The organism is Pseudomonas sp. SDO5522_S412 (assembly GCF_054071215.1).
This window is the reverse complement of the sequence record NZ_JBSVWQ010000024.1, coordinates 14,466-41,338: the sequence shown is the minus strand read 5'-3', so window position 1 is coordinate 41,338 and position 26,873 is coordinate 14,466. Positions and strand designations below refer to the sequence as shown.

At 59.1% G+C, this 26,873-nt stretch carries 25 protein-coding genes and 2 pseudogenes; 12 read left to right on the top strand and 15 right to left on the bottom strand.

From position 1 onward, the window contains the following. Positions 1-219 precede the first annotated feature (219 nt). The 3 genes from ACW9I6_RS08335 to ACW9I6_RS08325 all read right to left on the bottom strand — a co-directional run bounded on the left by ACW9I6_RS08335 (position 220) and on the right by ACW9I6_RS08325 (position 3,041). Positions 220-1,488 (bottom strand): MFS transporter, encoded by a 1,269-nt coding sequence (locus tag ACW9I6_RS08335; RefSeq protein WP_177029294.1) that lies wholly within the window; start codon positions 1,486-1,488, stop codon positions 220-222. Continuing rightward, the gene (locus ACW9I6_RS08330) at positions 1,481-2,497 is read right to left on the bottom strand and encodes a YcaO-like family protein (protein WP_457339176.1); all 1,017 of its coding nucleotides are present in this window, start codon (positions 2,495-2,497) and stop codon (positions 1,481-1,483) included. The genes ACW9I6_RS08335 and ACW9I6_RS08330 overlap by 8 nt, the downstream gene beginning before the upstream one ends. Positions 2,498-2,570: 73 nt before the next feature. After that, positions 2,571-3,041: a hypothetical protein gene (locus tag ACW9I6_RS08325; RefSeq protein ID WP_457339165.1), complete on the bottom strand. Its 471-nt coding sequence runs from the start codon at positions 3,039-3,041 to the stop codon at positions 2,571-2,573. Between the two features lie 430 nt (positions 3,042-3,471). Between ACW9I6_RS08325 and ACW9I6_RS08320 the strand changes: the two genes are divergently transcribed. After that, entirely contained in the window at positions 3,472-3,861 is a 390-nt protein-coding gene (locus ACW9I6_RS08320) for an acyl-CoA dehydrogenase family protein (protein ID WP_177029300.1), read from the top strand. Positions 3,862-4,458: 597 nt separating this feature from the next. Next, on the top strand, positions 4,459-4,665 hold the full coding sequence (locus tag ACW9I6_RS08315) for a hypothetical protein (RefSeq protein WP_457339164.1): 207 nt from the start codon (positions 4,459-4,461) through the stop codon (positions 4,663-4,665). A 476-nt stretch (positions 4,666-5,141) separates the two neighbouring features. Here the strand turns inward: ACW9I6_RS08315 and ACW9I6_RS08310 are convergent, their stop codons facing one another. After that, a complete protein-coding gene (locus ACW9I6_RS08310; RefSeq protein ID WP_457339163.1) occupies positions 5,142-6,182 on the bottom strand; it encodes an EamA family transporter in 1,041 nt (346 codons plus the stop codon). A gap of 165 nt (positions 6,183-6,347) precedes the next feature. Then, positions 6,348-7,238, bottom strand: a complete 891-nt coding sequence (locus tag ACW9I6_RS08305) for a bifunctional helix-turn-helix transcriptional regulator/GNAT family N-acetyltransferase (RefSeq protein ID WP_457339162.1) — start codon at positions 7,236-7,238, stop codon at positions 6,348-6,350. Positions 7,239-7,432: 194 nt separating this feature from the next. On the opposite strand from ACW9I6_RS08305, the gene ggt reads away from it, so the two are divergent. The 4 genes from ggt to ACW9I6_RS08285 all read left to right on the top strand — a co-directional run bounded on the left by ggt (position 7,433) and on the right by ACW9I6_RS08285 (position 10,786). Next, positions 7,433-9,259, top strand: coding sequence for a gamma-glutamyltransferase (gene ggt / locus ACW9I6_RS08300; protein ID WP_457339161.1), 1,827 nt, complete (start codon positions 7,433-7,435; stop codon positions 9,257-9,259). A gap of 23 nt (positions 9,260-9,282) precedes the next feature. Then, positions 9,283-10,005, top strand: coding sequence for a polyphenol oxidase family protein (locus tag ACW9I6_RS08295; protein WP_087693781.1), 723 nt, complete (start codon positions 9,283-9,285; stop codon positions 10,003-10,005). Between the two features lie 159 nt (positions 10,006-10,164). Beyond that, complete coding sequence (locus tag ACW9I6_RS08290) at positions 10,165-10,485, top strand: transcriptional regulator (protein ID WP_087693782.1); 321 nt, start codon at positions 10,165-10,167, stop codon at positions 10,483-10,485. Beyond that, positions 10,472-10,786 (top strand): helix-turn-helix domain-containing protein, encoded by a 315-nt coding sequence (locus ACW9I6_RS08285; protein ID WP_087693783.1) that lies wholly within the window; start codon positions 10,472-10,474, stop codon positions 10,784-10,786. The genes ACW9I6_RS08290 and ACW9I6_RS08285 overlap by 14 nt, the downstream gene beginning before the upstream one ends. A gap of 13 nt (positions 10,787-10,799) precedes the next feature. Here the strand turns inward: ACW9I6_RS08285 and ddlA are convergent, their stop codons facing one another. Genes ddlA through ACW9I6_RS08265 form a run of 4 tightly spaced genes read right to left on the bottom strand, consistent with a single transcriptional unit; the run spans position 10,800 to position 13,394 of the window. Continuing rightward, positions 10,800-11,894, bottom strand: a complete 1,095-nt coding sequence (ddlA, locus tag ACW9I6_RS08280) for a D-alanine--D-alanine ligase (RefSeq protein ID WP_063033162.1) — start codon at positions 11,892-11,894, stop codon at positions 10,800-10,802. Between the two features lie 43 nt (positions 11,895-11,937). Then, positions 11,938-12,576, bottom strand: a complete 639-nt coding sequence (locus tag ACW9I6_RS08275) for a LysE family transporter (protein ID WP_087693797.1) — start codon at positions 12,574-12,576, stop codon at positions 11,938-11,940. Positions 12,577-12,616: 40 nt separating this feature from the next. After that, positions 12,617-12,832: a helix-turn-helix domain-containing protein gene (locus tag ACW9I6_RS08270; RefSeq protein WP_010177071.1), complete on the bottom strand. Its 216-nt coding sequence runs from the start codon at positions 12,830-12,832 to the stop codon at positions 12,617-12,619. Between the two features lie 7 nt (positions 12,833-12,839). Next, positions 12,840-13,394, bottom strand: coding sequence for a DUF2975 domain-containing protein (locus tag ACW9I6_RS08265; protein ID WP_087693784.1), 555 nt, complete (start codon positions 13,392-13,394; stop codon positions 12,840-12,842). Positions 13,395-13,596: 202 nt separating this feature from the next. On the opposite strand from ACW9I6_RS08265, the gene ACW9I6_RS08260 reads away from it, so the two are divergent. Beyond that, a complete protein-coding gene (locus ACW9I6_RS08260) occupies positions 13,597-14,400 on the top strand; it encodes an AraC family transcriptional regulator (protein WP_076014932.1) in 804 nt (267 codons plus the stop codon). Between the two features lie 122 nt (positions 14,401-14,522). Here the strand turns inward: ACW9I6_RS08260 and ACW9I6_RS08255 are convergent, their stop codons facing one another. Next, positions 14,523-15,893 (bottom strand): MFS transporter, encoded by a 1,371-nt coding sequence (locus tag ACW9I6_RS08255; RefSeq protein WP_457339175.1) that lies wholly within the window; start codon positions 15,891-15,893, stop codon positions 14,523-14,525. 121 nt (positions 15,894-16,014) lie between these two features. On the opposite strand from ACW9I6_RS08255, the gene ACW9I6_RS08250 reads away from it, so the two are divergent. After that, entirely contained in the window at positions 16,015-16,899 is an 885-nt protein-coding gene (locus tag ACW9I6_RS08250; RefSeq protein WP_457339160.1) for a LysR family transcriptional regulator, read from the top strand. Between the two features lie 164 nt (positions 16,900-17,063). Here ACW9I6_RS08250 and ACW9I6_RS08245 read toward each other — a convergent pair whose 3' ends face one another. From ACW9I6_RS08245 to ACW9I6_RS08230, 4 genes and pseudogenes are all read right to left on the bottom strand, one after another. Beyond that, positions 17,064-17,639, bottom strand: coding sequence for a flavin reductase family protein (locus ACW9I6_RS08245; RefSeq protein ID WP_177070212.1), 576 nt, complete (start codon positions 17,637-17,639; stop codon positions 17,064-17,066). Between the two features lie 54 nt (positions 17,640-17,693). Further along, positions 17,694-18,122 (bottom strand): annotated as a pseudogene (locus tag ACW9I6_RS08240) (methyl-accepting chemotaxis protein); the annotation flags it as partial. Positions 18,123-18,233: 111 nt separating this feature from the next. After that, positions 18,234-18,917: pseudogene (locus tag ACW9I6_RS08235) on the bottom strand (PAS domain-containing protein); the annotation flags it as partial. Positions 18,918-19,116: 199 nt separating this feature from the next. After that, positions 19,117-19,449, bottom strand: coding sequence for a DUF2790 domain-containing protein (locus tag ACW9I6_RS08230; protein WP_177029308.1), 333 nt, complete (start codon positions 19,447-19,449; stop codon positions 19,117-19,119). Positions 19,450-19,687: 238 nt separating this feature from the next. Between ACW9I6_RS08230 and ACW9I6_RS08225 the strand changes: the two genes are divergently transcribed. The 4 genes from ACW9I6_RS08225 (at position 19,688) to ACW9I6_RS08210 (ending at position 23,656) form a co-directional block, all read left to right on the top strand. Next, positions 19,688-21,016, top strand: coding sequence for an OprD family porin (locus ACW9I6_RS08225; protein ID WP_457339159.1), 1,329 nt, complete (start codon positions 19,688-19,690; stop codon positions 21,014-21,016). Between the two features lie 160 nt (positions 21,017-21,176). Continuing rightward, positions 21,177-21,362, top strand: coding sequence for a hypothetical protein (locus ACW9I6_RS08220; protein ID WP_023659162.1), 186 nt, complete (start codon positions 21,177-21,179; stop codon positions 21,360-21,362). Positions 21,363-21,581: 219 nt separating this feature from the next. After that, entirely contained in the window at positions 21,582-22,256 is a 675-nt protein-coding gene (locus ACW9I6_RS08215) for a heavy metal response regulator transcription factor (RefSeq protein ID WP_003214417.1), read from the top strand. Next, positions 22,253-23,656, top strand: a complete 1,404-nt coding sequence (locus tag ACW9I6_RS08210) for a heavy metal sensor histidine kinase (protein WP_008437501.1) — start codon at positions 22,253-22,255, stop codon at positions 23,654-23,656. Before ACW9I6_RS08215 ends, ACW9I6_RS08210 begins: the two co-directional genes overlap by 4 nt. A gap of 37 nt (positions 23,657-23,693) precedes the next feature. Here ACW9I6_RS08210 and ACW9I6_RS08205 read toward each other — a convergent pair whose 3' ends face one another. Next, entirely contained in the window at positions 23,694-26,855 is a 3,162-nt protein-coding gene (locus tag ACW9I6_RS08205; protein WP_457339158.1) for a CusA/CzcA family heavy metal efflux RND transporter, read from the bottom strand. Positions 26,856-26,873 lie beyond the last annotated feature (18 nt).

Genomic DNA, 26,873 nt, shown 5'->3' with positions numbered 1-26,873 from the left:
CGCCGCATTTCATGCAGCTACCTGTAACTCGCGGGACGTGGCAAGAAAATTTTTTGGAAAGCTCACAGAGAATGGCCAGTTCTAAATGGCTTTGTCGAATATCCGCATTTCTTTTTACCCATCTGTCATTGGACAGCTTTTTAATAATGCTCCATGGCGTCTCGCGAATGTAGATGTTATTAGTATGCGACGCATACGAGCAATATTCACAATGCCAATTCATTTAAGGGTAACTCCTGAAGGGGGCCGCGATAGGGGTGTGTCTTCAGGCTGCTGAGGATGTAAAACTTCGCGGACGCCGGGAAATGCTAAGCTAAACACAGCAAAAATAAAGCAAACAACCCCCATACCAATCATCGCCATTTGAATACCGAGATAATCAGCGATGCAGGCAACTAGTGCGTATCCAATTGGCAACGTCACCGTTGAGACAAACGTCGCTAAGGAGCCAACTCTTGCTACTAAAGCTGAAGGCACGCCCCTCTGGATGCTGACATCTTCCATTACACTGAGAATGGACAGCGAAAATCCTGCAATGCATTGCAGAGCGGCGATCGCCCATAGTGGGTATCCTGACCCAATGAAAATCGGCTGAGCGGCTATAGGAATTAGGCTAATAAAATACCAGCAGATGGGCCTATTTGAACGTAGCTTAGTAGCCACCAAACCGCCCAGTACTCCACCTATACCAAACACAGTAACCAGAGTACCCCAAGCTGTCGCCCCGCCGAGGGAGGTATCGGACCAGACTGGCCCAAGCGCATAAACCGCAGGCAAGCTCGTAAGATGCAATACCAAGCTCGCCAAAAACAACCATATTAGCCAGCGCCTTGCGAAGACTGTTTCTACTCCTTCATTAAATAGCCTTAGAGCCGAATGACGACTATTAGCGGCTACTCCACTTGACTTATCCTCTAACGTAAAGATTAATGCAGCGCCAATAACAAACGAAACTGCGTCAATCGCGATAGCCAAAACTCCGAGATCTGAGGCCACTAAAACCCCAGCTATGACAGGACCGATTAGATGGCCACTTGTGTAGGATACTGACATGTAGCCGTTAGCTTGTTCGAGATCACGGTCAGCGACCACGCGCGGCAATAGGGCGCGTGATGATGGTGTCGCAATGCCTTCCGCCAAACCATAGATGCCCGCTAGTAAACAGAGAATAGTAGCTGAAAATGAGGGTGAGAGGAAAACTAGCACTACTCCTAGTTGAACTATAGAACGCAAAATTTCGCTGATTAATAGTGCTCGCCGGGGGCCTAACGAGTCCGCTAAAATTCCTCCGGCAAGAACGCTGATGGCGAACCCTACCGATCGGGAGCCTAGAGCTAGCGCAACTGTTGTTGCGCCGCCACCTGCTGCCAGGATTAGAAATGGAAGTACGACAAAGCTCAGCCGATCACCGACTGAAGAAATAGTATATGCTGTAAATAATATAATGAATTTACCATGCCAAATGTTCTGATGATCATTGTTAACCAAGAGGATGCTCCTCGACGGGGAGTTTAGACGGGCTTCGGAGCTTCATATTTCTGAGCATAAAATGCTGACGTCTAGCACCCTTGGGTGATAGATTAAAGGGAATTGTGTGTGGTGATACAGCTCGTGCAAACCAGTAGTCAGTATCAGCGCTGCGAGATAATCTAAAAAAGATGTCAGCCGTTTGTGCCAGAATATTTATAGTGTTATTTAGGCGGGATTTTTTCAAATGATCCCTGATGCGTATTGCGCGTGCGGGACTGCAATAATATTTCCCCAGTACGCCAGGTGGTGCTGATCCGGTGACGGATTGATTAAGCCTCATTATGTCCACAGCCTGAACGCACTCATCAAATGCCCTTAGCGTAGGCAGCACAATTCCTTTTTCTTCCGGCTCGGCAGCACAACCCACAACCACCCCGGAGGGACTGCTCCGGGTTTCTATGAATACGCAAACCATAACGACACAATAGCCTGGTCGAGAGTTCAACCGGATAGCATCGTATTCCCATTGGACGTCTTCTAACAGATCATAGCCTTTGGAGAGCTGAGCAACCGATACATCGATATTCACTGCGCCCGACAGGCCATACCACCAAGCCATAAACGCATCTCGCTCAATCAGCTCATTAATAGCTGAACGTACGGCATGCTCGGCTGATCGACCAACTGCGGCGCCATTGCTAGTTAGTCGATAAAATGCGAGCTCTTTTTCTAAAGGCTCATGTACCCAAGCTATCTTTTGATCATGAATGGAAATATATTCTTCCCAGCGAACGTTGGTATTTTTATCGAAAGGGACTACTCCGAAAGGTCTTTCCCAATCTAGATCTAGACCAAGCTCATATGGTTCGATTACAGCGCCTCTGAGCGCTTTTCTAGGGGCTAGTCGACCAGAGGTGCGATTAGCAATAGTTGCTCGTTCGACCGACTCACCTTGGGAACTATTCAACCTGCTGTTAAGCGTCCTTCCTCGACCAGCAGCCCAGAATGTTCCTTGGCCATATGTCACGAGCGGCAGGCCCGACCACGAGGAAAAACCTTCAAGTGGGGTCGGCACAATTCGATGGGATGATTTCACTAGGTTAAGCCTCGTGCGGCGTTCTGCTTAGAATCGATTGCTGCCACCGTCCAACGACCGCCACCACCTGGGTAGCACGAGTACACGCATCGCCTACAACTTCTCTGGCGATATGGAGTCTGTTGGAAATTATTACTGCTGGCAGGGAGGAATGACCGGAGTGACGATTTTCGAGCGCGTGCCACCACAATGGTTGTACAGATTTTCTTTCAAGACCGTATTTGAGAAGGAGCGCGCCATACAAGGGATCCTCTTCTATGCAAGCAACCATGGGGGGGCGCTCGATAAATACAAGTGCTGCCGCATATTCAACTGGTCCTGCTATTGCCGCTTCCGTTAATGCTGAGACAAGCGCCGTGGTTGTCGGATCGGGTGTCATAGCGTCTACGTTTTGAAATGTTAAACCGAGTTGCGTGAACACTTTACGATAAATTCGCCAGTGCCATGACTCGTCTTTTAGAAGGCGTAACCACATCTCAGAATGTAATCCAGAAAAGTGGGCTATCGTTATATTTTATTTTCATAACTCTATAACTGGTGATTTTCTTATTTTTTATTCATTTATTGTGCCTTGGTGTTGGCTGGGCAACAGGGGGCTAACAGTATGTTTGGTTTTCAACAGTTGAGACGATTTTGTTAGCTCCATCCATTGATTTCTTCTGGCACGAGTCCTGCTGGCCTCTGATGGCTATTAATCGAGGAGATTTTGCTATGTCAGATCTGTTTTCAACTTTCTCTAACCAAAGCACAAACGCCTATATCATTCGCGACGACGCTGATGCTATTGATGTTGCAGGCAAGGTGGCCGCAGCTCTGATCTGTAATGACTCAGCTCGTGGTCAGAGCCGAAGTGCACCCAATGAAGTGATTGATTTTTTTCTCATAGTGGTCTTTGGGGAATTACGGTGCCGAGGGAGTATGGCGGCGCAGATGTTTCCTATGCGACAGTGGTGGAAGTTATTGCTATGCTCTCCGCATCTGACTCGTCAATTGGGCAACTTCCACAGAACCATTTCTGTTTGCTGGAGGATTTACGGCGTCATGGCACAGAAGCTCAAAAGGAGTTTTATTACAAATTAGTTTTAAAAGGCAACCGCTTCGCCAATGCAATTTCAGAGAGCTCTGGTGAGCACGTACAAGATGTTCGAACTACTCTGCATGCAGGTTCCAGCGGCTTAGTCATCAATGGTCGTAAAAGCTACTGCACAGGATCTATGTTTGCCCATTGGCTTGGAGTATTAGTCATCGATGAAACCGGGAATCCGCAACTAGCATTCGTGGAGCAAGGCCGCTAGGTTTAAAAATCTTAGATGATTGGACTAGCATGGGTCAGCGCACCACATCAAGCGGTACGGTGATTCTCGAAGATGGCTATCTGTGTCGTTGCGGATAGCGATAAATCGGATTTGTCATGCCGATTGTCACGAGGAGAGTTGCGGCAATGCCTAGTACGACGTGGCTTGCAGCAGTGTTAAGAGCGCCCGCATCTTTCCAGGAGAAAGAGACGGGCGCGGTCTGGCGCAGCGAATTGTGCCGAGAGGTGAGGTTGCTGCAATGCAGCGAGGAAGGTCCATCGTCTGTCGCAGTGGACAGATAAGTCGAGTAGGCGTCCATCACTCTTGGGGAGTGATCGTGCGAGCCGCCGGATGCTAATCGCACTTTGGGAGAACCACCACGCAAGTGGCGTAGCCTTGAAGGTTCTGGCTACCTGGGCTGGTGCTGTCAACGACAGCGGTCCGTGCGCCAATTTTTATACCCACTCGAAATGGCGGTCAAGCATCACTACCAAAGCGCTCAAAAAGTGGCGACTGTCGCCACTTTTGTCGCCATGCTCCAGACCACGTTCCACGTGGGTTGTCGCCGGCGTCGCCGCTGTCGACACAACTGCATACATGCCCAACGAAAAGATCCGAACTTACGCTGAAATGACGCTGCCCGCTATAGAAATCGCGGGAAGTTACTGGAGGGTGAAAGCGAGCGTGGCGCTAATCAAATTTGAAAATTGGGAAGTGGAACGAGGTGGCTTCGAGAAAAAGCGAGTGAACCCTCCGATCGGCGCGATCAAAGATCGCTTGATCGGAGGGTTTGGCGGCCAATAGGTCGCCGGCTTATTGGATTACGATAAAACGCATAATCCATGCAGCATGGCAACAGAGTAGCAACTGCCGCACTTGCCCCTACTTGTCTGCGCTCTTCAGGCCAAGTCCCTGTACATGGGAAGGCTCCGCATTCCCATGTAAAGGGACTCACTTGTAAAAGGCGGCAAACGGTTAAAACGTCCAATCCAGATTGGCCGTTTTTAATGGATCAGTCTCCGAGGTCGCGATCTCGTTGCGTCAAGACGGGTGGCATCATGCCAAGCTCAGATATGAGGGAAGAACGTACATCCCCCCAACGGCGTGTATGCCTATGTGTATGCCTAACTGATCGAAAAGAAAATAAATATATAAAATACAAAAAGTTAGGGTTGTGGTTCAAATGACTGTGTACCACCAAGTACTAAAAACGGCTTACCGAAAGGTAGGCCGTTTTTTTATGCCTGCAGAAAAGTAAACCGCCCTATTGCCCCACGACGTCAGTGTTTATGCCGATGGTGCACATCGGGAAAATGCGCATGACTGTGCTGGATCGGTGCGTGCTCATGGGCATGACTATGTGGCTCGGTACCGTCCCACGCAAAGTTATGCACATGCTGGTGGTGCTCATCGTGTGTATGGCGATGACCGTGCATGAGGGGATCGTGCTGATGCTCGTGCGCATGATGTTCCATCAGATGAATCCACACCCCGATGGCCATCAAGGCGGCCGCGAGCAAGAACATCAGCGAAACTGACTCGCCCAGGATCAGGATCGAGATGACCGCGCCCAGGAAAGGAGCCGTGGAAAAATAGGCGCCGGTGCGCGCACTGCCAAGCCCGCGCAGAGCGAGCACAAACAGCACCAGACTCACGCCATACCCAAGCAGCCCAACCACCATGGTTGACCCGAGCGTGGCCACCGCTGGCAGTTGCGACCCGATGGCCAACGCCAAACAGCAATTGACCACACCCGCCGCCAAGCCTTTGCTGCCGGCGATAAACAGCGCATCCGAGGCAGAGACCTTACGGGTCAGGTTATTGTCGATGGCCCAACAAAAACAGGCGAAAGCCACGGCCAACGGCCCCGTCCAATCATGAGCCGTCGCTGTCCCGTGCGGCCATGACAAAACGATCCCGCCCAGAACAATAGCGATCATGCCGATCACGATGCGGCGATCTGCGTTCTCTTTGAACACGACCCACGCCAGCACGGCCGTGAGCACCGACTCAAGATTGAGCATCAGCGATGCGGTGGCGCCCGCTGTGCGGGTGAGCCCGTACATGAGCGCCACAGGCGCAAGCACGCCCCCAAAGACAATGGCGCCCACCAACCAGGGCCACTCTCCGGCTGCAAGCCCGGGCTGTTTCCAGCCGTGGTCGCGAGCAAACCGAACGATGGCCAGGCCCAGGCCGCTGCCCAGATAGAGCAGCCCGGCCAACAGGATGGGCGGCGTATCCACCCCCAGGAGCTTGGCAAGCGGAGTGCTGGCGCCGAACAACGCCGCCGCCGCCAACGCGTAGAGAATGCTCACATTCATAATGGGTCGCCCTGTCAGGCTTATTGCATAAGGACGAGCATCATAGCTGTGCCCGGGTAAGAATTATGTGAATGCCAGCCTGGCTGGCGAACCACAAGAAGGTGACGCATAACATTCCCCGCTACCGGCATCAGCACTGAGCGCCTCTTACTGGGGCGCTGTATGTCAAACCCCTTGCCGCACAAAACACTGCTCCACCACAGACTTGCCCCACTGCTGCCCCTCCTGTTCCGACTCCAGCACAAAGCCCGCGCTTTCATAAAGCTTGCGCGCCACATCCAGGCCCTTGAACGTCCACAGCCGCACCGCCGGGAACCGGTGCCCGTCACAGAAATCCAGCGCCTCTTTCAACAACCGTTTACCCAAGCCCTGGCCGTGAGCCGACGGGGCGAGGATGAAGCAGCGCAGGATCGCCTCGCCGTTTTCGCCCTCGCCATCAATCGCGATCGAACCGACGATCTGCTCTGCGTCCAGCACTGCCCAGACTTGGTTGCGCGGGTTGGCCAGGCGCCCCATCAACTCGGCCATGTCCGCCGCCACCAGGCTTTCAAACGGCTGGCCAAAATTCGCATGCTGGGCGTAGTACTCGGCGTGCATCTGCGCGATACGCCCGATGATGCCTGGCCGGTAGCCTTGGGCAATGCGGTAGTGCCTCGGCTGCCGGGCGCCGGTACGTTGGGTTTGCAGGGCTGCGGCGTACTGATCAAGCCCGCGGCTGACGGCCTGCTGCTGTTCGCTGGACAAGCCGCCAATGGCCTCGCCCACCTGGCGCCGGGCAAACGTTTCAATGTCGCGTAACGTCTTCTGGCCTCGTGTGGTGAGCCGTAGCTTTTTCGAACGGGCATCGTCCTCGTTGGCAAACTCTTCCAGCTCGCCCGCCTCGATCAGCTTGCGCACCATGCGGCTCACCGACGATTTTTCCAGGCCCAGCAAGGTGACCAGTTCAGCCGCTGTCAGTGCGCCACGCTCGCCGATTTCAACAATCGTGTGCACCGACGACGGTGGATAACGGCTGGCTGCCAACTTCGGCTGCATGAAACCCAGCTCTCGCACCATGAGGCGTGAGGCACAGCGGATCTGATCGATAAGATCTGGCCTGGAACGGTTCACGTGGAAAACCTCTTGCCCGAATGAAGAGATATAGTTGTATCGCACAACCATATGCAGATCAATCTCCCTTCCAGCAAATCACTGAGGTACATTCCCTCCCCACGGACAACAGATCATTCTCAAATGAACGGAGTCATCGCGTGCTTTCGATTTTCCACCGCCAACGCCTTACCACCCTCTCGCTGATCACCGCCGCCCTCACCCTCGCCGCCTGCCACAGCGCCACCGCGCCTGAACTGCCGCCCGCCCCGGAACTCGGCTCGGGCTATCGCACCGACATGAGCACCCGCCACGCCGAGCGCCATATGGCCGCCGCCGCCAACCCGCTGGCCGCCGAAGCCGGGCGGGAAATCCTGCGCAAGGGCGGCTCGGCCATCGACGCCGCGATTGCCATGCAGGCCGTACTGACGCTGGTGGAACCGCAGTCGTCCGGGATCGGCGGCGGTGCGTTCATCATGCTGTGGGACGGCAAGCAGGTGCACGCCTACGACGGTCGCGAAACCGCACCGGCGGGCGCTACCGAGCGGTTGTTCCTGAAGGCCGACGGTACGCCGATGGCCTTCCCCGAGGCACAGATTGGCGGGCGGTCCGTGGCAACTCCAGGCGTGTTGCGCGCCTTGGAGATGGCCCACAAAAAGACCGGCCATCTGCAATGGGCAACCTTATTCGAGCCGGCCATTCGCCTGGCGGAACAGGGCTTCCCGATCTCCGCGCGCTTGCACAGCCTGATTGCCGCCGACCGCTACATCACCCGCTCGCCGGAAATGACCGCGTACTTCCTGAACGCCGATGGCAGCCCGAAGGCCACCGGTACGCTGCTGAAAAACCCGGCGCTGGCCAACGTGTTCAAGCGCATCGTCAAGGAAGGGCCGGACGCGCTGTACTACGGCCCGATTGCCGAAGAAATCACCCGCAAGGTGCAGGGCAACAGCAACGCCGGCAGCCTGACGCTGACCGACCTCAAGGGCTACAGCGCGGTTGAGCGGGCGCCGTTGTGCACCGACTACAAACGCTGGAAAGTCTGCGGCATGCCGCCGCCGTCGTCGGGCGGGATCGCCATTGCGCAGATCCTCGGCACGTTGCAGGCCCTGGAAGCCCGCGACCCGCGCATGGCCCTCGCGTCGTTGAAGCCGGTGAAGAGCGACTCACCAGCAGGCCTGGAGCCGGTGCCCGAAGCGGTGCACCTGATCGCCGAGGCCGACCGCCTGGCCTACGCCGACCGCGCCCAGTACGTGGCCGATTCGGACTACGTGCCGGTGCCAGTTGCCGGACTGATCGCTCCGAATTACCTGGCCAGCCGCGCTGCGTTGATTGGTGAGCGCAGCATGGGCGTCGCCAAGCCGGGCAAGCCGGCCGGGATTGAAGTGGCCTATGCGCCGGATCGCTCGCCGCTGCGCATTTCCACCTCGCAAGTGGTGGCAGTGGATGACCTGGGTGGCGCGGTGTCGATGACCACTACGGTGGAAGCGGCGTTCGGTTCTCATGTGATGGTCCAGGGCTTTTTGCTGAATAACCAGATGACCGACTTCTCCTTCATCCCCGAAGAGAACGGCCAGCCGGTGGCCAACCGGATCGAGCCGGGCAAGCGCCCGCGTTCGTCCATGGCGCCGACCCTGGTGTTTGATCGTCAGAGCGGCGAGCTGGTGGCCACCGTTGGCTCGCCGGGCGGTTCGCAGATCATCGAATATGTGAGCAAATCCCTGGTGGCCATGCTCGACTGGAACCTCGACCCGCAAGCGGCCGTCGGCCTGCCCAACTTTGGCAGCCGCAACGGCGCGACCGAGCTGGAAGCCGGGTTGTTCAGCGCACCGTTGAAACAGGCGCTGAAGGACAAGGGCCACGCCCTGAGCGAAATCGACATGACCAGCGGCGCCCAGGCGATCGTCCGGGTGCGCGATGCGCAGGGCAAAGCGTCGTTGATCGGCGGGGCTGATCCACGCCGTGAAGGCGAAGCACTGGGGGATTAAGTTGACTCATTGGAGAGCTGCGCGTGCACAAGGCAAATAACCTCGGCGCCCTGATGGGCGTCGATCATGGATTTTGTTCGATTGACGATCCGTTGCGGCCTGACGAGGTGTTCATCTGCAAGCAGGTGCACAGCGCCACGACCATTGAATGGCGCCCGGAGCTCGCCGCCAATACGGTTGAAGCCGATGGGGTTTTCAGCCGGGATCTGCAGCCGATTGCGGTGATTACCGCCGACTGCCTGCCGCTGCTGATGGCCTCGGAGGACGGGGACTTTGTCGCGGCGATTCATGGCGGCTGGAAGGGACTGCAAGGCGGGATCATCGCCAATGCCATGCAACGGTTTACCGCCGAGGGTGTGGCGCTGGATCAGTTGCGGATTGCGATTGGGCCTTCGATCAAGCCTTGTTGTTATGAGGTGAGTGGCGAGTTTGTGGCGCAGTTGCAGGCGAGTCAGGGGCATTTGTGGCGGGATGGAAATGCGCCGTGGACGTTCGAGCAGCCGGGGCCTTTGTTGGCACCGGAGATTCAGCCGCCAGAACCCAGGCAGGCCTTGAGTGCGTGGTTTGATTTGAGCCGCTATGCGCTGATCTTGCTGGAGGCGGCAGGGATAAAACGTGAGCAGGTTGAGGTAAGCGAAGTGTGTACGTATTGCACCTCGCCGGCGTTTGCGAGTTATCGCAGAAGGACCCATGACAGTACGGAGAGGAAGACGTTGTTGTACTCGTGGGTTGCTCGCGCAGTGTAATGGGACGACGCCCACAGCTCTCTTAGCTATTAGCCTTAGAAAATCTGTGGGCTGTCATTTTTTGCGAAACAACGTTTCTTGAATCCCTCTCCATCCGCTGACATTTTCTGGCCCCGCCCCTTCTTGCCAGAGGCTACGTCAAAGACGTAGAATTTTTGCGTGTTAACGATCATCGAGTCACCATTATTCAGCAAGCTATGGCCCGATTACTGGACCGAAGAAGAACGGGGTATTTTTATGGCTTTTCTAGCCAACCACCCCGATTCAGGTACTGTCATTCCAGGTTCTGGTGGTTGCCGAAAAGTACGCTGGAGCTTGGAAGGCCGGGGCAAGAGCAGCTCAGTACGGATCATTTACACAACGCAATTGGCGTGCGGCGCACTAGTTGCCTTGCTGATTTATGGCAAAGGTGCCACCGAGAATATTCCCGCGCATGTCCTCTACAAAATCGCCAAGGAGATGAACCATGCCACTCACTGAGAAACAGCTGAAGGAACGTGACGCCAAGCGCAACATCGGCGAGGAATTGCTGGCTGCCGTTATCGACGTCAAGGAAGCGCGTCATGGTCACGTCCATCACGTCGAAATTACCCAAGCGGCTGAGGCGCGCAGCAAGACCGGGTTGTCACAGCCCAAGTTTGCCGAACTGCTGGGGGTCTCTGTACGAACGCTTCAAGAATGGGAGCAAGGGCGCCGTTCTCCTTCCGGCGCAGCACGTTCCTTGCTGCACATAGCAGCCATCAGGCCAGACGTTTTTCGAGAAGTCCTCAGTAACGCCTGATGGCGTTACTGGTCTACCGGCTAATCTTCAACCCCTTGCGCCCCGCATGCCGCTCCAGCGCCAGCTCGATCAAGCGGCTCACCAGCTCGCTGTAGCTCATGCCTGCCGCCTGCCACAACTTCGGGTACATGCTGATGCGGGTGAACCCAGGCAACGAGTTGATCTCGTTGATCAGCACCTCACCCTCATCCGTCAGAAACACATCCACCCGCGCCAGCCCGGCACAGCCCAGGGTTTCAAACGCTTCGATGGCCAACGCACGAATGCGCTCGCTGGCTTCAACACTGATGTCCGCCGGCACCACCACTTGGGCTGCCTGGTCATCGATGTATTTGCTGTCGTAGGAATAGAACCCGTCGCGCACCACGATCTCGCCACAGCCGCTGGCGATGGGGTTCTCGTTACCCAACACGGCACATTCAATTTCCCGGCCTTTTACCGCCGACTCCACCAGCACCTTCTCATCAAACCCAAGTGCCAGCTCTACAGCAGCGTGATATTCAGCCTCGCTGCCCACCTTGCTCACCCCCACGGACGAACCCTGGTTCGCCGGTTTCACGAACATCGGCAATCCGAGTTTCTGTTGGGCGTGTTCGAAGGTGGTACGCGCCGCATTCCTGCGGTTGAGGGTAATGAACGGCGTCACGGCAATCCCGGCATCGCGTAGCAGGCGTTTGCTGATGTCCTTGTCCATGCACACCGCCGAACCCAGCACATCGGAGCCGACAAACGGCAGGTCCGCCATGCGCAGCAGGCCTTGCAGGCAGCCGTCTTCGCCGAGGGTGCCGTGGACGATCGGGAAGATCACATCGACGTGTTCCAGCGAGGCCTGGCTGGCGGTTTCCACCAGTTGCTGGCTGGCCTTGCCCGGCACGACCGCCAGTTCACGATTGGATTGATTGAGGGCGATCAGCGCCGGGTTTTCTTCGTTGAGCAGGAAGCCCGAGGTGTCGTTGAGGTGCCAGTGGCCGGCCTTGTCGATGCCGATCAGGATCGGCTCGAAGCGCGAACGGTCCAGTGCATCGACGATGTTGCGCGCCGACTGCAGCGACACTTCATGCTCGGCCGAACGGCCACCAAAAATAATCCCTACCCGCAGCTTGCTCATGATCGGCCTCACGTTTGAAAGTAAGGCTTCTTACCATGAGCCGTCAGCGATTCGCTACCAGCGTGGCGCCGAACAGCACATAACAACCACCGGCAAACCGGTCCAGCCACTTGCGCGAGCGGCTGTAGGCGTTGGCCATCCGTTCACTGGAAAACACCAGTGCCACGCAGGTGTACCAGCTGAATGACAGCGTCGCCATGGTGATCACGGCCAGGGTCAGCAGCATCGGCGACGGTGATGGGGGCATGGTGGACGCAAAGATCGTCGCGACAAACAGCGCCGCCTTGGGGTTGGACAGGTTGCCCAATAAACCCAGGCGCCAGGCGGAAAACAACGAACGCCGAGGTTCGTCGGGCAACAGGTTCTGGGCCATGGCCGGTGCCGAGCGCCGGAACAGTTTCAACCCCAGGTAAATCAGGTAGCAGCCGCCGATGATCTTGAACGCGAGGTACAACATCGGCGCTGCGGTAAACAATGACTTGATCCCCAAGCCGCCGGCCAGGCCCCACATCACGGTGCCAGTGGCCACGCCAGCGGACGCCACTACGCCATGGCGACGTGAGCAACTGGCAGCCAACTGCGCGGTATTGAAAAAGTTCGGGCCTGGCGTCACGACCGCGACGGTCCAGAGCAAGGCCAGCGACAGAAGAGGCGCGGCGTACGGCAGGCTTGGGAAAAGCATCGGTTGATCCATCCTTCAGGGAATTAAAGATCCTTGCCGTTTACAGCTCAGGTTCGGGTTCATGCACCAGCAGGTCGCCCGGCTGACACTCCAGATACTTGCAGATTGCATCCAAGGTCGCCAGCCGTATGCCCTTGACCTTGCCTTGCTTGAGCAATGACAGGTTTTGTTCGGTGATACCAATGGCGGCGGCCAGGTCCTTGGACTTGACCTTGCGCCGGGCGAGCATAACGTCCAACTCAATCACAATAGACATGCTGTTCTCAAACAAACGTGCGGTTTTCAGAATCCACTTCACTGGCCTGCCACAGGATACGCGCGATCACCGAGATGCAGCCGGCGAGAAACAGCGCCACGATGCTGGGCGGGGTAAAACTCAAGGTGAGCAGCCGCTGGCCAACCGGCTCGTTCATCGTGACCCAGACACTGAGCAAGGGCTCACACAGAAAATCCAGCAACACCCACAGTGCCACGGCCCGGCCTACTTTACCCAAGTGCTGCGCGGCGGCGCTGGAAAAATACTCCCCACGAGCATAGTTCTGGAACAGCTGGCGCAAATGATTCAAACCGGACACCAGCGCCATCAAGGGAATGCTGGAGAGCAGGACGCCGCCCAGTGTCTGCCACCAAGGGAACGTCGCAACGATCTCCGCCCGTCCCTCGATCTGTTGACCACTCAGGGCGAAACCAAACCCGAACGAAGCGCTTTGCACCGGGTAAAGCCACGCAGCGGTATTGAGCAGCAGTATGGCGACGATCAACAACAGGGTAAGCAATGCCATGCGCTGGCTGAGCTGGGCAAGACGTTGGGAATTCATGGATAAGCCTCTGAGAAATTTGAGGCGGAAAAATAAACGATTAATTATCGTAAAACAATCATTTTTTAATGATTAGCGATACCTTAACGCAAAGCCGGTACTGCCCCCGAAATTTCAGCAGTGGCACAATCGTTCAAGACCGCAGCAGACAGCCCGGTCACACTGGGGTAACGTATTTGCGTCCCGACCTGCGACTGACACCATGATCAAACCCTCTCTCGACTGGCTGCACCGCGCGCCCCACGCCAGTGGGCTGGAGCGTATCGAGGCGTATTTTGCCGGGTTTGGCTTCGACCCTCATCGCCACGACACTTACGCCATCGGCCGCACCTTGTTCGGCGTGCAGAGCTTTCACTATCGCGGCGGCATGACACACAGCCTGCCGGGGCGGACCATGGTGATCCATCCCGATGAAGTGCATGACGGCTGGGCCGGCAGCGAGGAAGGTTTCAAATACCGGATGATTTACGTGGAGCCGGCGCTGATCCAGCAGGTGCTCGGCGGCAAGCCGTTACCGTTCATCCCCGGCGGATTGTCCAGCGACCCGTGGCTGTACCGCGCCAGTGAAGTGTTGCTGCAAAGCCTGGATTGCCCGATTGATCCGTTGCAGGAACAGGACGCAATGTTTGACCTGGCCCAGGCGCTGAATAACGCGTCGGGCATCACGGTCAATCGCAAGACCTTCGACTACCGGGCCGCCGAGCGCGCACGGGAATTTATCCACAGTGCCCTGGGCCGGCCGATTACCCTCGATGAAATGGCGGAATACGCCAACCGCGACCGCTGGGCGTTGTCGCGGGATTTTCGTTTGTTGTTCGGCACCAGCCCCTATCGCTACCTGACCATGCGCCGCCTGGACCTGGTGCGCAGCCTGCTGGGCCAGGGCCAGTCATTGGTAGATGCGGCACTGACCGCCGGCTTCACCGACCAGAGCCACATGACCCGCCAGTTCCGCAGCACTTTCGGCATGCCGCCGTCGCGCTGGGTGAAGATGCTCGGGCGCTGAAATCCCGCCTTGAAATGCGATCAACCTGTAGGAGCTGGCTTGCTCGCGAATGCGGTGTGTCAGCTACTGAATGCATTGACTGATCCACCGCCTTCGCGAGCAAGCCCGCTCCCACATTTGAACTATGTCGCTGCCGAAATCGTATTCGACGCTGGGGCTCGCTCTTTAAGTGCTAACGCCAGCACTGCCCCCGCCAGGGCAATCGCCGCGCTCCACCACAACGCCAGCTCAATCCCGCCCGCCTGCGCCGCGCCCATCGACCCACCGGCGTTCGCCAACGACACCAGCAACGCCAGCCCCAACGCACCGCCAATCTGCTGGCTGGTGGACGCCATGCCTGCCGCCACGCCCTGCTCGCCCGGCCGGATGCCCAGCCCGGCGGCCACCCACATCGCCGTCCAGGTCATGCCCTGGCCAATACTCAGGATGAAAATCCCCGGCAGCAACGACCAGAACCCCGCCCCCGTCGGCAACGCCACACATACCAAAGCGATACCCACCGCGCCCGCCAACTGGCCGCTGACCAGGGTGTTGCGCAACCCCAGACGCGCCAATGAACGCTCCGCCAGCCAGATGCCCGCGGTGCACACCAGCGTCGCCGGCAAAAACGCCAACCCCGCCTGCAACACGCTGTAGCCGTAGACCTGCTGGTAGTACACCGCCAGAAAGTAGTACTGCACGCCAAAGCTGCTCATGAACACCGCCGTCAACACCATGGCCATGCGCAACTCGCGATAGCCCAACAAGCGAAGCGGCATCAACGGATCACGGCCCCGGTGTTCGATCCACCCAAACAACCCGAGCAGCACCAACGCCAGGGCCATGCAGCCCAGGGTCGACGGCGCCGCCCAGCCCCACTCCGGCCCCTGCACCAGGGAGAACACCAGCAAGGTGCCGCCCAGCGTCACGGTCAACGCACCGCTGATATCAAAGTTGCGCCCGCGGGCCCGCTCGCCATCGGCGGGAATCCAGTAGCGCGCCGCCAGGGCACAGGCACCGGCCAATGGCACGTTCACCAGGAACACCGCTTCCCAGCCCCAGGCCTGGGTCAGCACGCCGCCGAGCAACGCGCCCAATGCCAGGCCCGCCGCAGACGCCGCGCTCCACACGGCAAACGCCCGATTACGCGCGGGCCCTTCGGCGTAGTGGGTGTTGATCAGCGCCAGCGTGGCCGGGAACAACAGCGCCCCACCCACACCCTGCACCGCCCGCGCCAGCACCAGCAGCAAGGCGCTGCCACCGAGCACCGCCGCCAGGGAAGACAGCGCATACAGCGACTGGCCAAGCATGTACAAGCGCCGCTTGCCCAACAGGTCCGCCGCCCGACCGCCCAGCAACAGGAAGCCACCAAACGCCACGCTGTAGGCACTGACCACCCACTGCAATTGCTGGGCAGAAAACCCCAGGTGGCTGCCGATTTGGGGCAGCGCGACAAACACAATGGTCGCGTCGAGGGCGATGATCAGTTGCGCGGTTGCCAGCAGCAACAGCATCCAGCCAGAGGGTCGAGAAGAAGACATCACAGTGTCCTGCCTGAAAATGAGAGGCGCCAGTTTCTTTCATGCCCAACAGATGATAAATACCCCTATCACTCTTTCAGTAATGACTTTAATCATGGATCTGAATGCTGTTCGCCTGCTGGTGCGCGTCGCCGAAACCCGCAGTTTCACTCGCGCCGCCGGAGACCTGGGGCTGACCCAATCGGGCTTGTCCCGGGCCATTTCCCGGCTGGAAAACCAGCTGGGTGTGCGCCTGCTGCAACGCAACACCCGCAGCGTCAGCCTCACGCCCGACGGGCAGATGCTGTATGAACGCAGCGCGCCGCTGCTGGCTGAACTGGCCGAAGCCGAGCGGCAAATGCTCGACCGCCGTGCCTCACCGTCCGGTTTGCTGAAGATCAGCACGCCCTCGTTGTTTGGCCGCAAGGTGGTGATGCCGGTGATCGGCGAGCTGACCCTGCAATACCCCGATCTGCGCATTGAAGCGGTAATGACCGACCGCCTGGTGGACATCGTCGACGAAGGTTTTGACGCCTTGCTGCGCACCGGCGACATCCAGGACCAACGCCTGATCGCCCGGGCACTGCCACCGCTGCGCTGGGTCACCGTGGCCGCCCCGGCTTATCTCGCGCGTTTTGGTACGCCGCAAACCGTCGATGAACTCCAGGACCACAACTGCCTGACCGTACGTAACCTGCGCACCAGCCGGCTGGTGGACTGGCAGTTCATGCTCGATGGCAGGGTGCAGGACGTGAGTGTCGAGGGGCGGTTGATCTTTGATATCGGCGATGCGCTGGTGGACGGTGCGCTGGGCGGATTCGGCATCGCCCAGGTGATGGACTTTGCGGTGCGGGAAGATCTGGCGGCCGGGCGCCTGGTGCCCTTGCTGGAGGAATTTGCCGGGCGCAGTCGGGCGATATCGCTGGTGTATCCGCCATCGCGGCAGTACTCGCCGAAGTTGATGGCGTTTGCCGAGGCACTCAGCAAAACCCAGTGGTAACACAACCTTTGTGGCGAGGGAGCTTGCTCCCGCTCGGCTGCGCAGCAGTCGTATATCTACCGACCAAGTGTATTGGAAGGAAACAATGGGACCGCTTCGCGCTCCAGCGGGAGCAAGCTCCCTCGCCACAAAACCAGGCTTTACCGGAAGAATTGGCACTGGGCTTAAAGCTGTCGCCCATCAATAGGCTCACCAATCGTCAGGAAATGCCCGCCCGCCACATGGTGCAAGGTACGCAGCGCATCCTGCCCTTCGAAATGCCAGCGACCGTCGCTGAATACGCGCTCATCAGCCTGGGCGGCCACCACTTCGGCGAGGAACAGATCGTAGGTCTGCTGGTTATGCGGTTCCGGCAGCAAGCGGCACTCCAGCCACGCCACGCAGCCTTCGAGCATCGGCGCTTCGGTGTGTTCGCCGCTGAACGTCTGCAAGCCATATGCGGCGAACTTGTCGGTCTCGCTGCCGGTGGTGTTGCCCACGGTCTGCACGATATCGGCCTGGGCCGCACACGGTACGTTGAGCACGAAAGTGCCGGCGCCTTCGAGCAGTTGCCGGGTCCAGGTGGCCTTATCCAGCACGACGGCGACTTTGGGCGGCTCGAAATCCAGCGGCATCGCCCATGCCGCGGCCATGATGTTGCGCTGGCCGTTGTGCGCGGCGCTGACCAGTACGGTCGGGCCGTGGTTGAGCAAGCGGTAGGCCTTGGACAGCGGGACGGGACGGCGATGGTTAGGGCTCATGGACGAAAGGCTCGGAAAAAAAACCTACGATACCTCAAGCATGAGCCCGGGTGACTAGCTGCTCAGTTGATTGGCGAATTGCCCTACAGCGCTGACCACTTTCTGGGCGCCGTCCTGGATCTCGACGATCACCGTGCCCGCCTCGGCCGCCAATGCCAGCCCTTGCTCGGCCTGCAGGCGGCCATCGGTCATCAGCGCCACTGCATCGCGGGCCATGTCCTGGTTCTGGCGCACCACGCCGACGATTTCCTCGGTGGCCTTGCTGGTACGCGACGCCAGTTGCCGAACCTCGTCGGCCACCACCGCAAAACCACGGCCTTGCTCACCGGCACGGGCGGCTTCGATGGCGGCGTTGAGCGCCAGCAGGTTGGTCTGCTCGGCGATGCCGCTGATGGTCTTGACGATGCTGCCAATCACCTGGGACTGGGCGTTCAGCGCTTCAATGCCCTCACCCGCCTGCTCCATGTGCTTGGCCAGGTCGCGCATCACCTCCACCGCCTGGGTGACCACGGTGGTGCCGCGCTGGGCGCTGCTGTCGGTGTGCAGCGAGGTGCTGTAGGCGATGTTGGCCGCGTCGGCCACGGCCTGTTCCTGGTTGACCTGGTCGGTGATCACCGTGGCGAACTTGACCACTTTGTACAGCCGCTCGTTGGCGTCGAGCACCGGGTTATACGAAGCCTCCAGCCACACCACCCGCCCGTGGCTGTCCACTCGCTTGAAGCGGCCCGCGACGAATTCACCGGCGTTCAGGCGCTTCCAGAACTGCTGGTACTCGACGCTGCCGGCATCCTGCGGCTCACAGAATATCCGGTGATGTTTGCCCTGGATCTGCGCCAGGCTGTAACCCATGCCGTTGAGGAAACGGTCGTTGGCCGTCAGTACATTACCGTTGAGGTCGAACTCGATCACTGCCGTGGAACGCACCAGCGCGGTGATCAGGTTTTCGTGCTCGCGGGACGCCTCGATAGTGCGGGTCAGGTCGCTGGAGTACATCGAAATATGCTTGATACGCCCGTCACTGCCACGCACCGGTTGCACGATGGAGCGCAGCCACGCCTCATTGCCGTTGCCGCGCATCAGGCGTACGGAACCGGCGAAGTGTTCGCCACGCACCAGGGCGTTCGTGAAGCGCAGTTGAAAGGTGTCGTGCTTGACGTGCGCCGGCACCAGATCCTCGATCAGGCGGCCTTGCAGCTGGCTTGCCTGGTAAGCCATCTCTTGAAGGAAGATGGCATTGACGGACTCGATGCGCCCTTCGGGATCCAGGGTCAGGGCCATCATTTCGCTTTCCAGGCTCTCCTTGACCTGCTGCAAACTGGATAATTCTTCGCGAAGAGCAGACAGCTCCTGCTTGAGACGGGTGTTGAACATGGAGGCACCGGTGGGCAAATGAGGGCGGGATCTGACCTGCATCGGCGCTGCCGGCATTTTCTTAAGAGAGCTTTAGCCCATTGCCCCACTATATTTTTTCAGCCCCTCAACTGCCGTTGTTACGGCAGATGCCCATCACTTGGTAGTGGAGCGTGTTGAGCTTGCCGGTGGAGTCTTCGTAGGTCATGCGTGACGGCACCGCGCTGCACGAGCGGATCGGCGGCGTGACATTCACCACCCTGGCAATGTCCAGCTTCATGCCGTAGCGATACACCAGCACCTCGGGCGCAGGCTTGCCCTTTCTGGCGGCGTAGGCGGCCATGGCTTGCTCATTGTTTTGCATCAATTGGGCGAAGGTGCGGTCGCCTCCACCTTCGGCCATCGCGCCGGCGGAAACGATCAGGGCCAATGCAGCGACAGTGGTTTTCAGGGTATTCATGAGGGCGTCCTCGTCTGACTTATTGAATTAAAAGTTCAGAGCAAGAATAACTAACCAAGCCTGTCGCAAAGTTCACCGAAAGATTACTTATCCGTTATGTTTTATTGAAATTCCAAAATTGTAATCTGTGCGCCACCTCGCCGTTATCTCGTGTTTGCAACTATCTGCCCGGGCACCATCACAACAAGAATGCCCCATCGATAAGAAGCTGATAGCTGCCACTACCGAGGAGCGCTACATGAGCACTAACCGCACATTTTCACTCTCCATGATTGCCGCCCTGGCGGGGCTCACCCCGCTGTCAGGCATGGCCGTGGAAGAAAAACCCGAAGGGTTTATCGAAGGCAGCACCTTGAACGTGCTGGCCCGCAACTTCTACTTCAACCGCGATGACCGCAAGGGCCAGTCGAGCCCCACCGGCAATGGCTATTCCGAAGCCTGGGCCCAGGGTTTTATCGGCAAGTTCGAATCCGGATTCACTCAGGGTCCGGTGGGTTTCGGCCTCGATGCGTTTGCGATGTATGGCCTGAAACTCGACTCCGGCACCGGTCGCAGCGGCGGCAAGGGCTCGTTCGGCGTACTGCCGGTAGACAGCGACAACCACCCCGAGGACGGCTACAGCAAGCTCGGCGGCGCGGTAAAAGTGCGCCTGCTGGATACCGTGATCAAGGCCGGTGACGTGTTCCCGCTGACCCCGGTGGTGGCCTACGGCGACTCGCGGGTGTTGCCGGAAAGCTTCCGTGGCGTCACCGCGCAAAACACCAGCATTGACGGCTTGAGCTTGCAGGCCGGGCACTTGAGCGGCATGAGCCAGCCCACCCAAAGCGGCATGGATAAAGGCTTCGCGACGTTTTATGCGGGCAAGGTGGATTCACCCTGGATCGGCTATGCCGGCGGCGACTACCAGGTGAACAAACACCTCAGCGTCAGCCTGTACACCAGCCGCCTGAAGGATGCCTGGGACCAGTACTACTTCGGCAGCGCCGCCAGCTACCCGCTGAACGATGACGTGTCGCTGTTTGGCGACTTCAACTATTACAAGGCCGTGGACGAGGGCAAGAAACGCCTTGGCGAGTTCGATAACAACATCTGGAGCGCCAGGCTTGGGGTCAAGGTCGGCGCCCATAGCCTGGCCCTGTCGCACCAGCGCAACAACGGCGATGACGACTTTGACTACCTGCGCATGTCGGACTCGATCTTCCTCAACAACTCGATCCAGTACAGCGACTTCAACTCGCCCAGGGAACGCTCGTGGATGCTCGCCTATAACCTCGACATGCAGGCCTTCGGCATTCCTGGCCTGACCTTCATGACCCGCTATGGCAAAGGTACCGGCGCCGACTACAGCAACGCCAACAGCGTGTACATGCGCCGTGACGCGGCCGGCGACCCGCTGACCGATCAACGCCGCTGGGAGCGGGATATCGAGGCGAAGTACGTGGTGCAGGGCGGTAACTTGAAAGACCTGTCGCTGCGTTTGCGCCAGGCGACCGTTCGCTCAAGTGCCTTTGAGTCGGACTTGGAAGAAGTTCGGTTGATTGTCGAATACCCATTGGCAACTCTGTAAATGAACACAACGGCAAATGCTTACATTCATTTGCCGTTGACTAACATCTGTTCACAAATTGAAGCCTGTCAGAACTGTAATATGCGCCTCACCTTCTCGTTAAGTTGCGCTTCATATACTGGTCACAACTAACGGCACACGCCTTATTTGGAGACACGTCATGAAGCCATCCCACCTGTTATTGATCAGTTTTCTCGGCGCCACTTCCACCCTCGCACTCGCCGACGACGGCGCCGACCGTTCCCGGCAGTTCCTCGCCGAGTTCCGCCAGCAACAGCAACAGGTCCACGGTGAACAGTCCGTGGCCGAGACCGCGCCCGCCGACGCACAGAAGCAGTCGATCTGAACGGCGCACACCGAGCACATTCATCTCTGAAGCTTTTGTGTAGCTCCTTTGGAAAGAGATGAATTTTTAACGCCCCGGATGGGGCGTTTTTTTTGCCCGCCCGTTCTGCAACGCAACAACCAGTCACAAACTGGCTGATTGACCCTGTAGCTACTTCAGCCTTCAGGCTTCGGAAAATTCGAATTTCAGTCTCTCTCTATCAGTAAAAGGTAAACCCCCATGCGTATCCTTGTGGTTGAGGACGAGCAAAAAACCGCCGCCTACCTGCAGCAGGGCCTGACCGAAAGCGGTTACGTGGTCGACTGCGCCGCCAGCGGCGTGGACGGCCTGCACCTGGCCGGGCAACACGCTTATGAACTGGTGATTCTCGATGTAAACCTGCCGGCCAAGGACGGCTGGGAAGTGCTTGAGCAACTGCGCCGCGACAGCAACCAACGGGTGATGATGCTCACAGCCCGTGGCCGGCTGACTGACAAGATCAAGGGCCTGGACATGGGCGCCGATGATTACCTGGTCAAACCCTTCGAATTCCCCGAATTGCTGGCCCGGGTGCGCACGCTGTTGCGCCGCAGCGAGCACATACCGGTGCCGGAAGTCTTCCGCGTGTCGGACCTTGAACTGGACCCGCGCCGCCACCGCGCCTATCGCGGCACCCGGCGCATTGACCTGACCACCAAGGAGTTCGCGCTGCTGCATGTGCTGATGCGTCAGTCCGGCGAAGTGCTGACCCGCACGCAGATTATTTCCCTGGTGTGGGACATGAATTTCGACTGCGACACCAACGTGGTGGAGGTCTCCATCAGCCGTCTGCGGGCCAAGGTCGACGACCAGAGTGACGTCAAGCTGATCCATACCATTCGCGGCGTGGGCTATGTGCTGGAGGCCCGCCAATGAAAGCCAGCAGCCTGTCGATGCGCCTCGGGCTGACGGTGAGCCTGATGGGCGCGGGCCTGGTGGTGCTGCTCGCGACACTGGCCTACCTGGCGCTGACCCACGAGCTTGAGAAACTGGCGCGCAAGGGCCTGGAAAGCAAGATGGAGCAGATCCAGCACAGCCTCGCCCTCGGCCTGGACACCCGCGACATAAAAGCCCGCCCGCATTCGCTGATGGACCTGGTGATGGGGCATGACAATTTCTACCTGACCATCGTCGGCACCGCACCCGATGAAGCGGTGCTGCTAAGCGTCGGTGCCAAGCCACAGGAACCGTTGCTGACCGACTTCGCACCACGCCAGACCCTCGGTTACCTGAACTGGGACGACAGCAACGGCAACCAGGTGCTCAGCGCCTCCAGCCTGATGCGCCTGTCCAGCGGCGAACGCGTGCGGGTGCTGCTGTCCCTGGACCGCAGGGACGATCAGGCATTGCTCAGTGCTTACCTGCGTTCCACGGTGATCGCCCTGCCGCTGCTGTTGCTGCTGATCGGCATCGGCGCGTGGTGGGTGGTGCAACGCGGGCTCGCACCGCTGCAACAGTTCAGCCGCGTCGCGGCCAAGGTCACCACACAGGATCTGACCCACCGCCTGGCTGTGGATAACTTGCCCAACGAGTTGGGCGAGTTGGCGCAGGGCATCAATTTCATGCTGCAACGCCTGGATGGCGGTGTGCAGCAGTTGTCGCAGTTCTCCGATGACCTGGCCCACGAGCTGCGCGCGCCACTGACCAACTTGATGGGCAAGGCCCAGGTGACGTTGTCCCGGGAGCGACCTCCCGAGGAGTACAAGGCGGTGCTGGAATCCAGCACCGAAGAAATGGAGCGGCTGGCGCGGATCGTTTCCGACATGCTGTTCCTGGCACAGGTCAGCCACCCGGCGGCGCGGGTTTCGTTTGCGCCCGTGTCCCTGGCCGCTGAAGCACGCCGGGTGATGGAACTGTTTGCGCTGAGTGCCGAAGACAAGCAACTGAGCCTGAGCCTTCACGGTGATGCCTCGGTGCATGGCGACCGCCTGATGATTCAGCGGGCGATTTCCAACTTGTTGTCCAATGCCATCCGTCATACGCCACACGCTTCCACGGTGTCGTTGCAGGTGGAAACCCACGGGCAGCAGGTGTCGCTCTCGGTGGGCAACCCGGGCCCGGGGATTGAAGCGCACCACCTGCCGAACCTGTTCGAGCGTTTCTACCGCGTCGACAGCAGCCGCGCCCGCTCCGAAGGGGGGACCGGGCTGGGGCTGGCCATCGTGCGGTCAATCATGACCCTGCATCAAGGCCGGGCAGAAGTCAGCAGCGAGCCCGGAGATTTCACTGTGTTTCGGTTGGTGTTTCCCCTTCATACCAACGCTATCTGCCAATAAACCATTGTGGTGAGGGAGCTTGCTCCCTCACCACAGGTTATTGGCCAGGCATCGGGCGGTCTTCCTGTTCTTCACGCCGATGCGCCCAGTGATACAGCGCCGGCAATACCAGCAGGGTCAGCAGCGTCGACGAGATAATCCCGCCAATCACCACCGTCGCCAACGGGCGCTGCACTTCGGCGCCGGTGCCGGTGGCCAGGGCCATGGGGATAAACCCCAGCGACGCCACCAACGCCGTCATCAACACCGGGCGCAAGCGCGTCAGGGCGCCTTCGTTGATGGCCACCGACAATGAGCGCCCCTCTTCCCGCAGGTTGCGAATGAACGCAATCATCACCAACCCGTTCAGCACCGCCACCCCCGACAGCGCGATAAAACCCACGCCCGCCGAGATCGACAACGGAATGTCCCGCAGCCACAGCGCCATGATCCCGCCGGTCAACGCGAAGGGAATCCCGGTGAACACCAGCAGCCCGTCCTTGAGGTTGTTGAACATCATGAACAGCAAGCCGAACACCAGCAGCAATGCCACCGGCACCACGATGCGCAAGCGCTCGGAAGCTTCCTTCAACTGCTCGAACTGGCCGCCCCAGGTGGTCCAGTAGCCCGCGGGGATTTTCACCTGAGTGTCGATGGCCGTCCCGGCTTCCTCGACAAACGAGCCGATATCGCGCCCACGCACGTTGGCGCTGACGATCACCAGGCGCTTGCCGTTTTCGCGGCTGATCTGGTTGGGGCCGAGCACCAGGTCCAGGCTGGCGACTTCCGACAGCGCGATAAAACCCAACTGCCCCGCCGCGTTATTCGCCAGCGCCGGGATCGGAATCAACAGCCGCGACAGGCCTTCGATATCGGTGCGCAGCGCGTCCGACAAACGCACGACCATGTCAAAACGCCGGTCGCCTTCGTACATCGTCCCGGCCTGGCGCCCACCCACGGCGACGGCAATCGTGTCTTGCACATCGCCCACGTTCAGGCCGAAACGCGCGGCCTTGTCGCGGTCGATATTGATGGTCAGCACCGGCAGGCCGGAGGTCTGTTCCATCTTCACTTCCGAGGCGCCCTTGAGGGTTTGCAAGGTCTCGGCGATTTCCCCGGCGGTCTTGTTGAGCACCGCCATGTCGTCACCAAACACCTTCACCGCCACGTCACTGCGCACGCCGGAAATCAGTTCGTTGAAGCGCAGCTGGATCGGTTGCGACAGTTCATACACGCTGCCCGGCACAATCGCACTGGCGCGCTGGATGTCGGCAATGATTGCCTCACGGGACTTCTTCGGGTCGGGCCACTGGTCCTTGGGCTTGAGCATCACGTAGCTGTCGGAGATGTTCGGCGGCATCGGGTCGGAGGCGATTTCCGCGGTGCCGGTGCGGGCGAATACCCGCTCGATTTCCGGCACCTCGGCCATCAAGGTCTTTTCCAGTTGCTGCTGCATCTGTACCGACTGCGTCAGGCTGGTGCCCGGCACCCGCAACGCTTGTTGGGCGAAATCACCCTCGCTGAGGCTGGGGATAAATTCGCTGCCCATGCGACTGGCCACCAGGCCCGACGCAACGATGGCCAGCACCGCCAGGCCGAACACCAGCGGCCGGCGCGCCATCACCCAATCCAGCACCGGCGCGTAGACACGGCGTGCGCTGCGCATCACCAGGTTTTCCTCTTCCTTGACCTTGCCGGTGACGAACAGCGCAATGGCCGCCGGCACGAAGGTCACGGACAGAATCATTGCCCCCAGCAGCGCGATCACCACGGTGAACGCCATCGGGTGGAACATCTTCCCGGCCACCCCGGTGAGGGCGAAGATCGGCAGGTACACCACCATGATGATCAGTTGCCCGAAGATCAGCGCGCGCCGCGCTTCCTTGGCCGCCGCAAACACTTCATGCAGGCGCTCGCTGCGGGTCAGCAATCGCCCGTGGCGCTGCTGGGCGTGGGCCAGGCGGCGGATGGCGTTTTCGACGATCACCACCGCGCCATCCACGATAATCCCGAAATCCAGCGCGCCGAGGCTCATCAGGTTGGCGCTGACCTTGTTGGTAAACATCCCGGTAAAGGTGAACAACATGGCCAGGGGAATCACCATCGCGGTGATCAGCGCAGCGCGGATATTGCCGAGGAACAGGAACAGCACCGCCACCACCAGCAGCGCCCCTTCGAAGAGGTTTTTCTTCACGGTGCTGATGGCTTTTTCCACCAGGTTGGTGCGGTCGTAGACGGTGACGGCCACCACACCTTCAGGCAGCGAACGGTTGATCTCTTCGAGTTTTTTCGCGACCGCCAGGGACACCGTGCGGCTGTTTTCGCCGATCAACATGAACACCGTGCCCAGCACCACTTCGCGGCCATTCTCCGTGGCGGCACCGGTACGCAGCTCGCGGCCAATGTCGACCTGAGCGACGTTGCGCACCCGAATCGGCGTACCGTCGGAAGTGGTGATGACGATGTTGGCAATGTCGTCGATGGACGCGACTTGCCCCGGCGCACGGATCAGCAATTGCTCGCCGCTGCGCTCGATGTAGCCGGCGCCGACGTTGGCGTTGTTGCGCTCCAGCGCCGTGACCAGGTCGCCCAAGGTCAGGTTGTAGGCCGCCAGGCGCTTGGGGTCCGGGGCGATCTGGTATTCCTTGGCAAACCCGCCGATGGTGTTGATCTCGGCCACCCCCGGCACGTTGCGCAGTTGCGGCTTGATGATCCAGTCCTGGATCATCCGCAGGTCGGTCGGCGTATAGGCTGAGCCGTCCTCCTTGCGCGCGCCGTCTTTCGCCTCCACGGTCCACAGGAAGATTTCCCCGAGCCCGGTGGAGATCGGCCCCATCATGCTTTCGATACCATCGGGGAGTTGCTCGCGAGCCACCTGCAAGCGTTCGTTGACCAACTGGCGGGCGAAGAACAGGTCGGTGCCGTCCTTGAAAATCACCGTGACCTGAGACAAGCCCGAGCGCGACAGCGAGCGGGTCTGCTGCAAGCCCGGCAGCCCGGCCATGGCGGTCTCGATGGGAAAGGTGATGCGCTGCTCGGTTTCCAGCGGCGAAAAACCCGCCGCCGCCGAGTTGATCTGCACCTGGACGTTGGTGATATCCGGCACGGCGTCGATGGGCAATTTCTGATAGCTGGCGATACCGACACCGGCCATCAACAGCACCGCCAACAGCACGATGATGCGCTGCTCGATGGCGAATTGGATAAGGCGCTCAAACATGGGAAATCACTCGCAGGG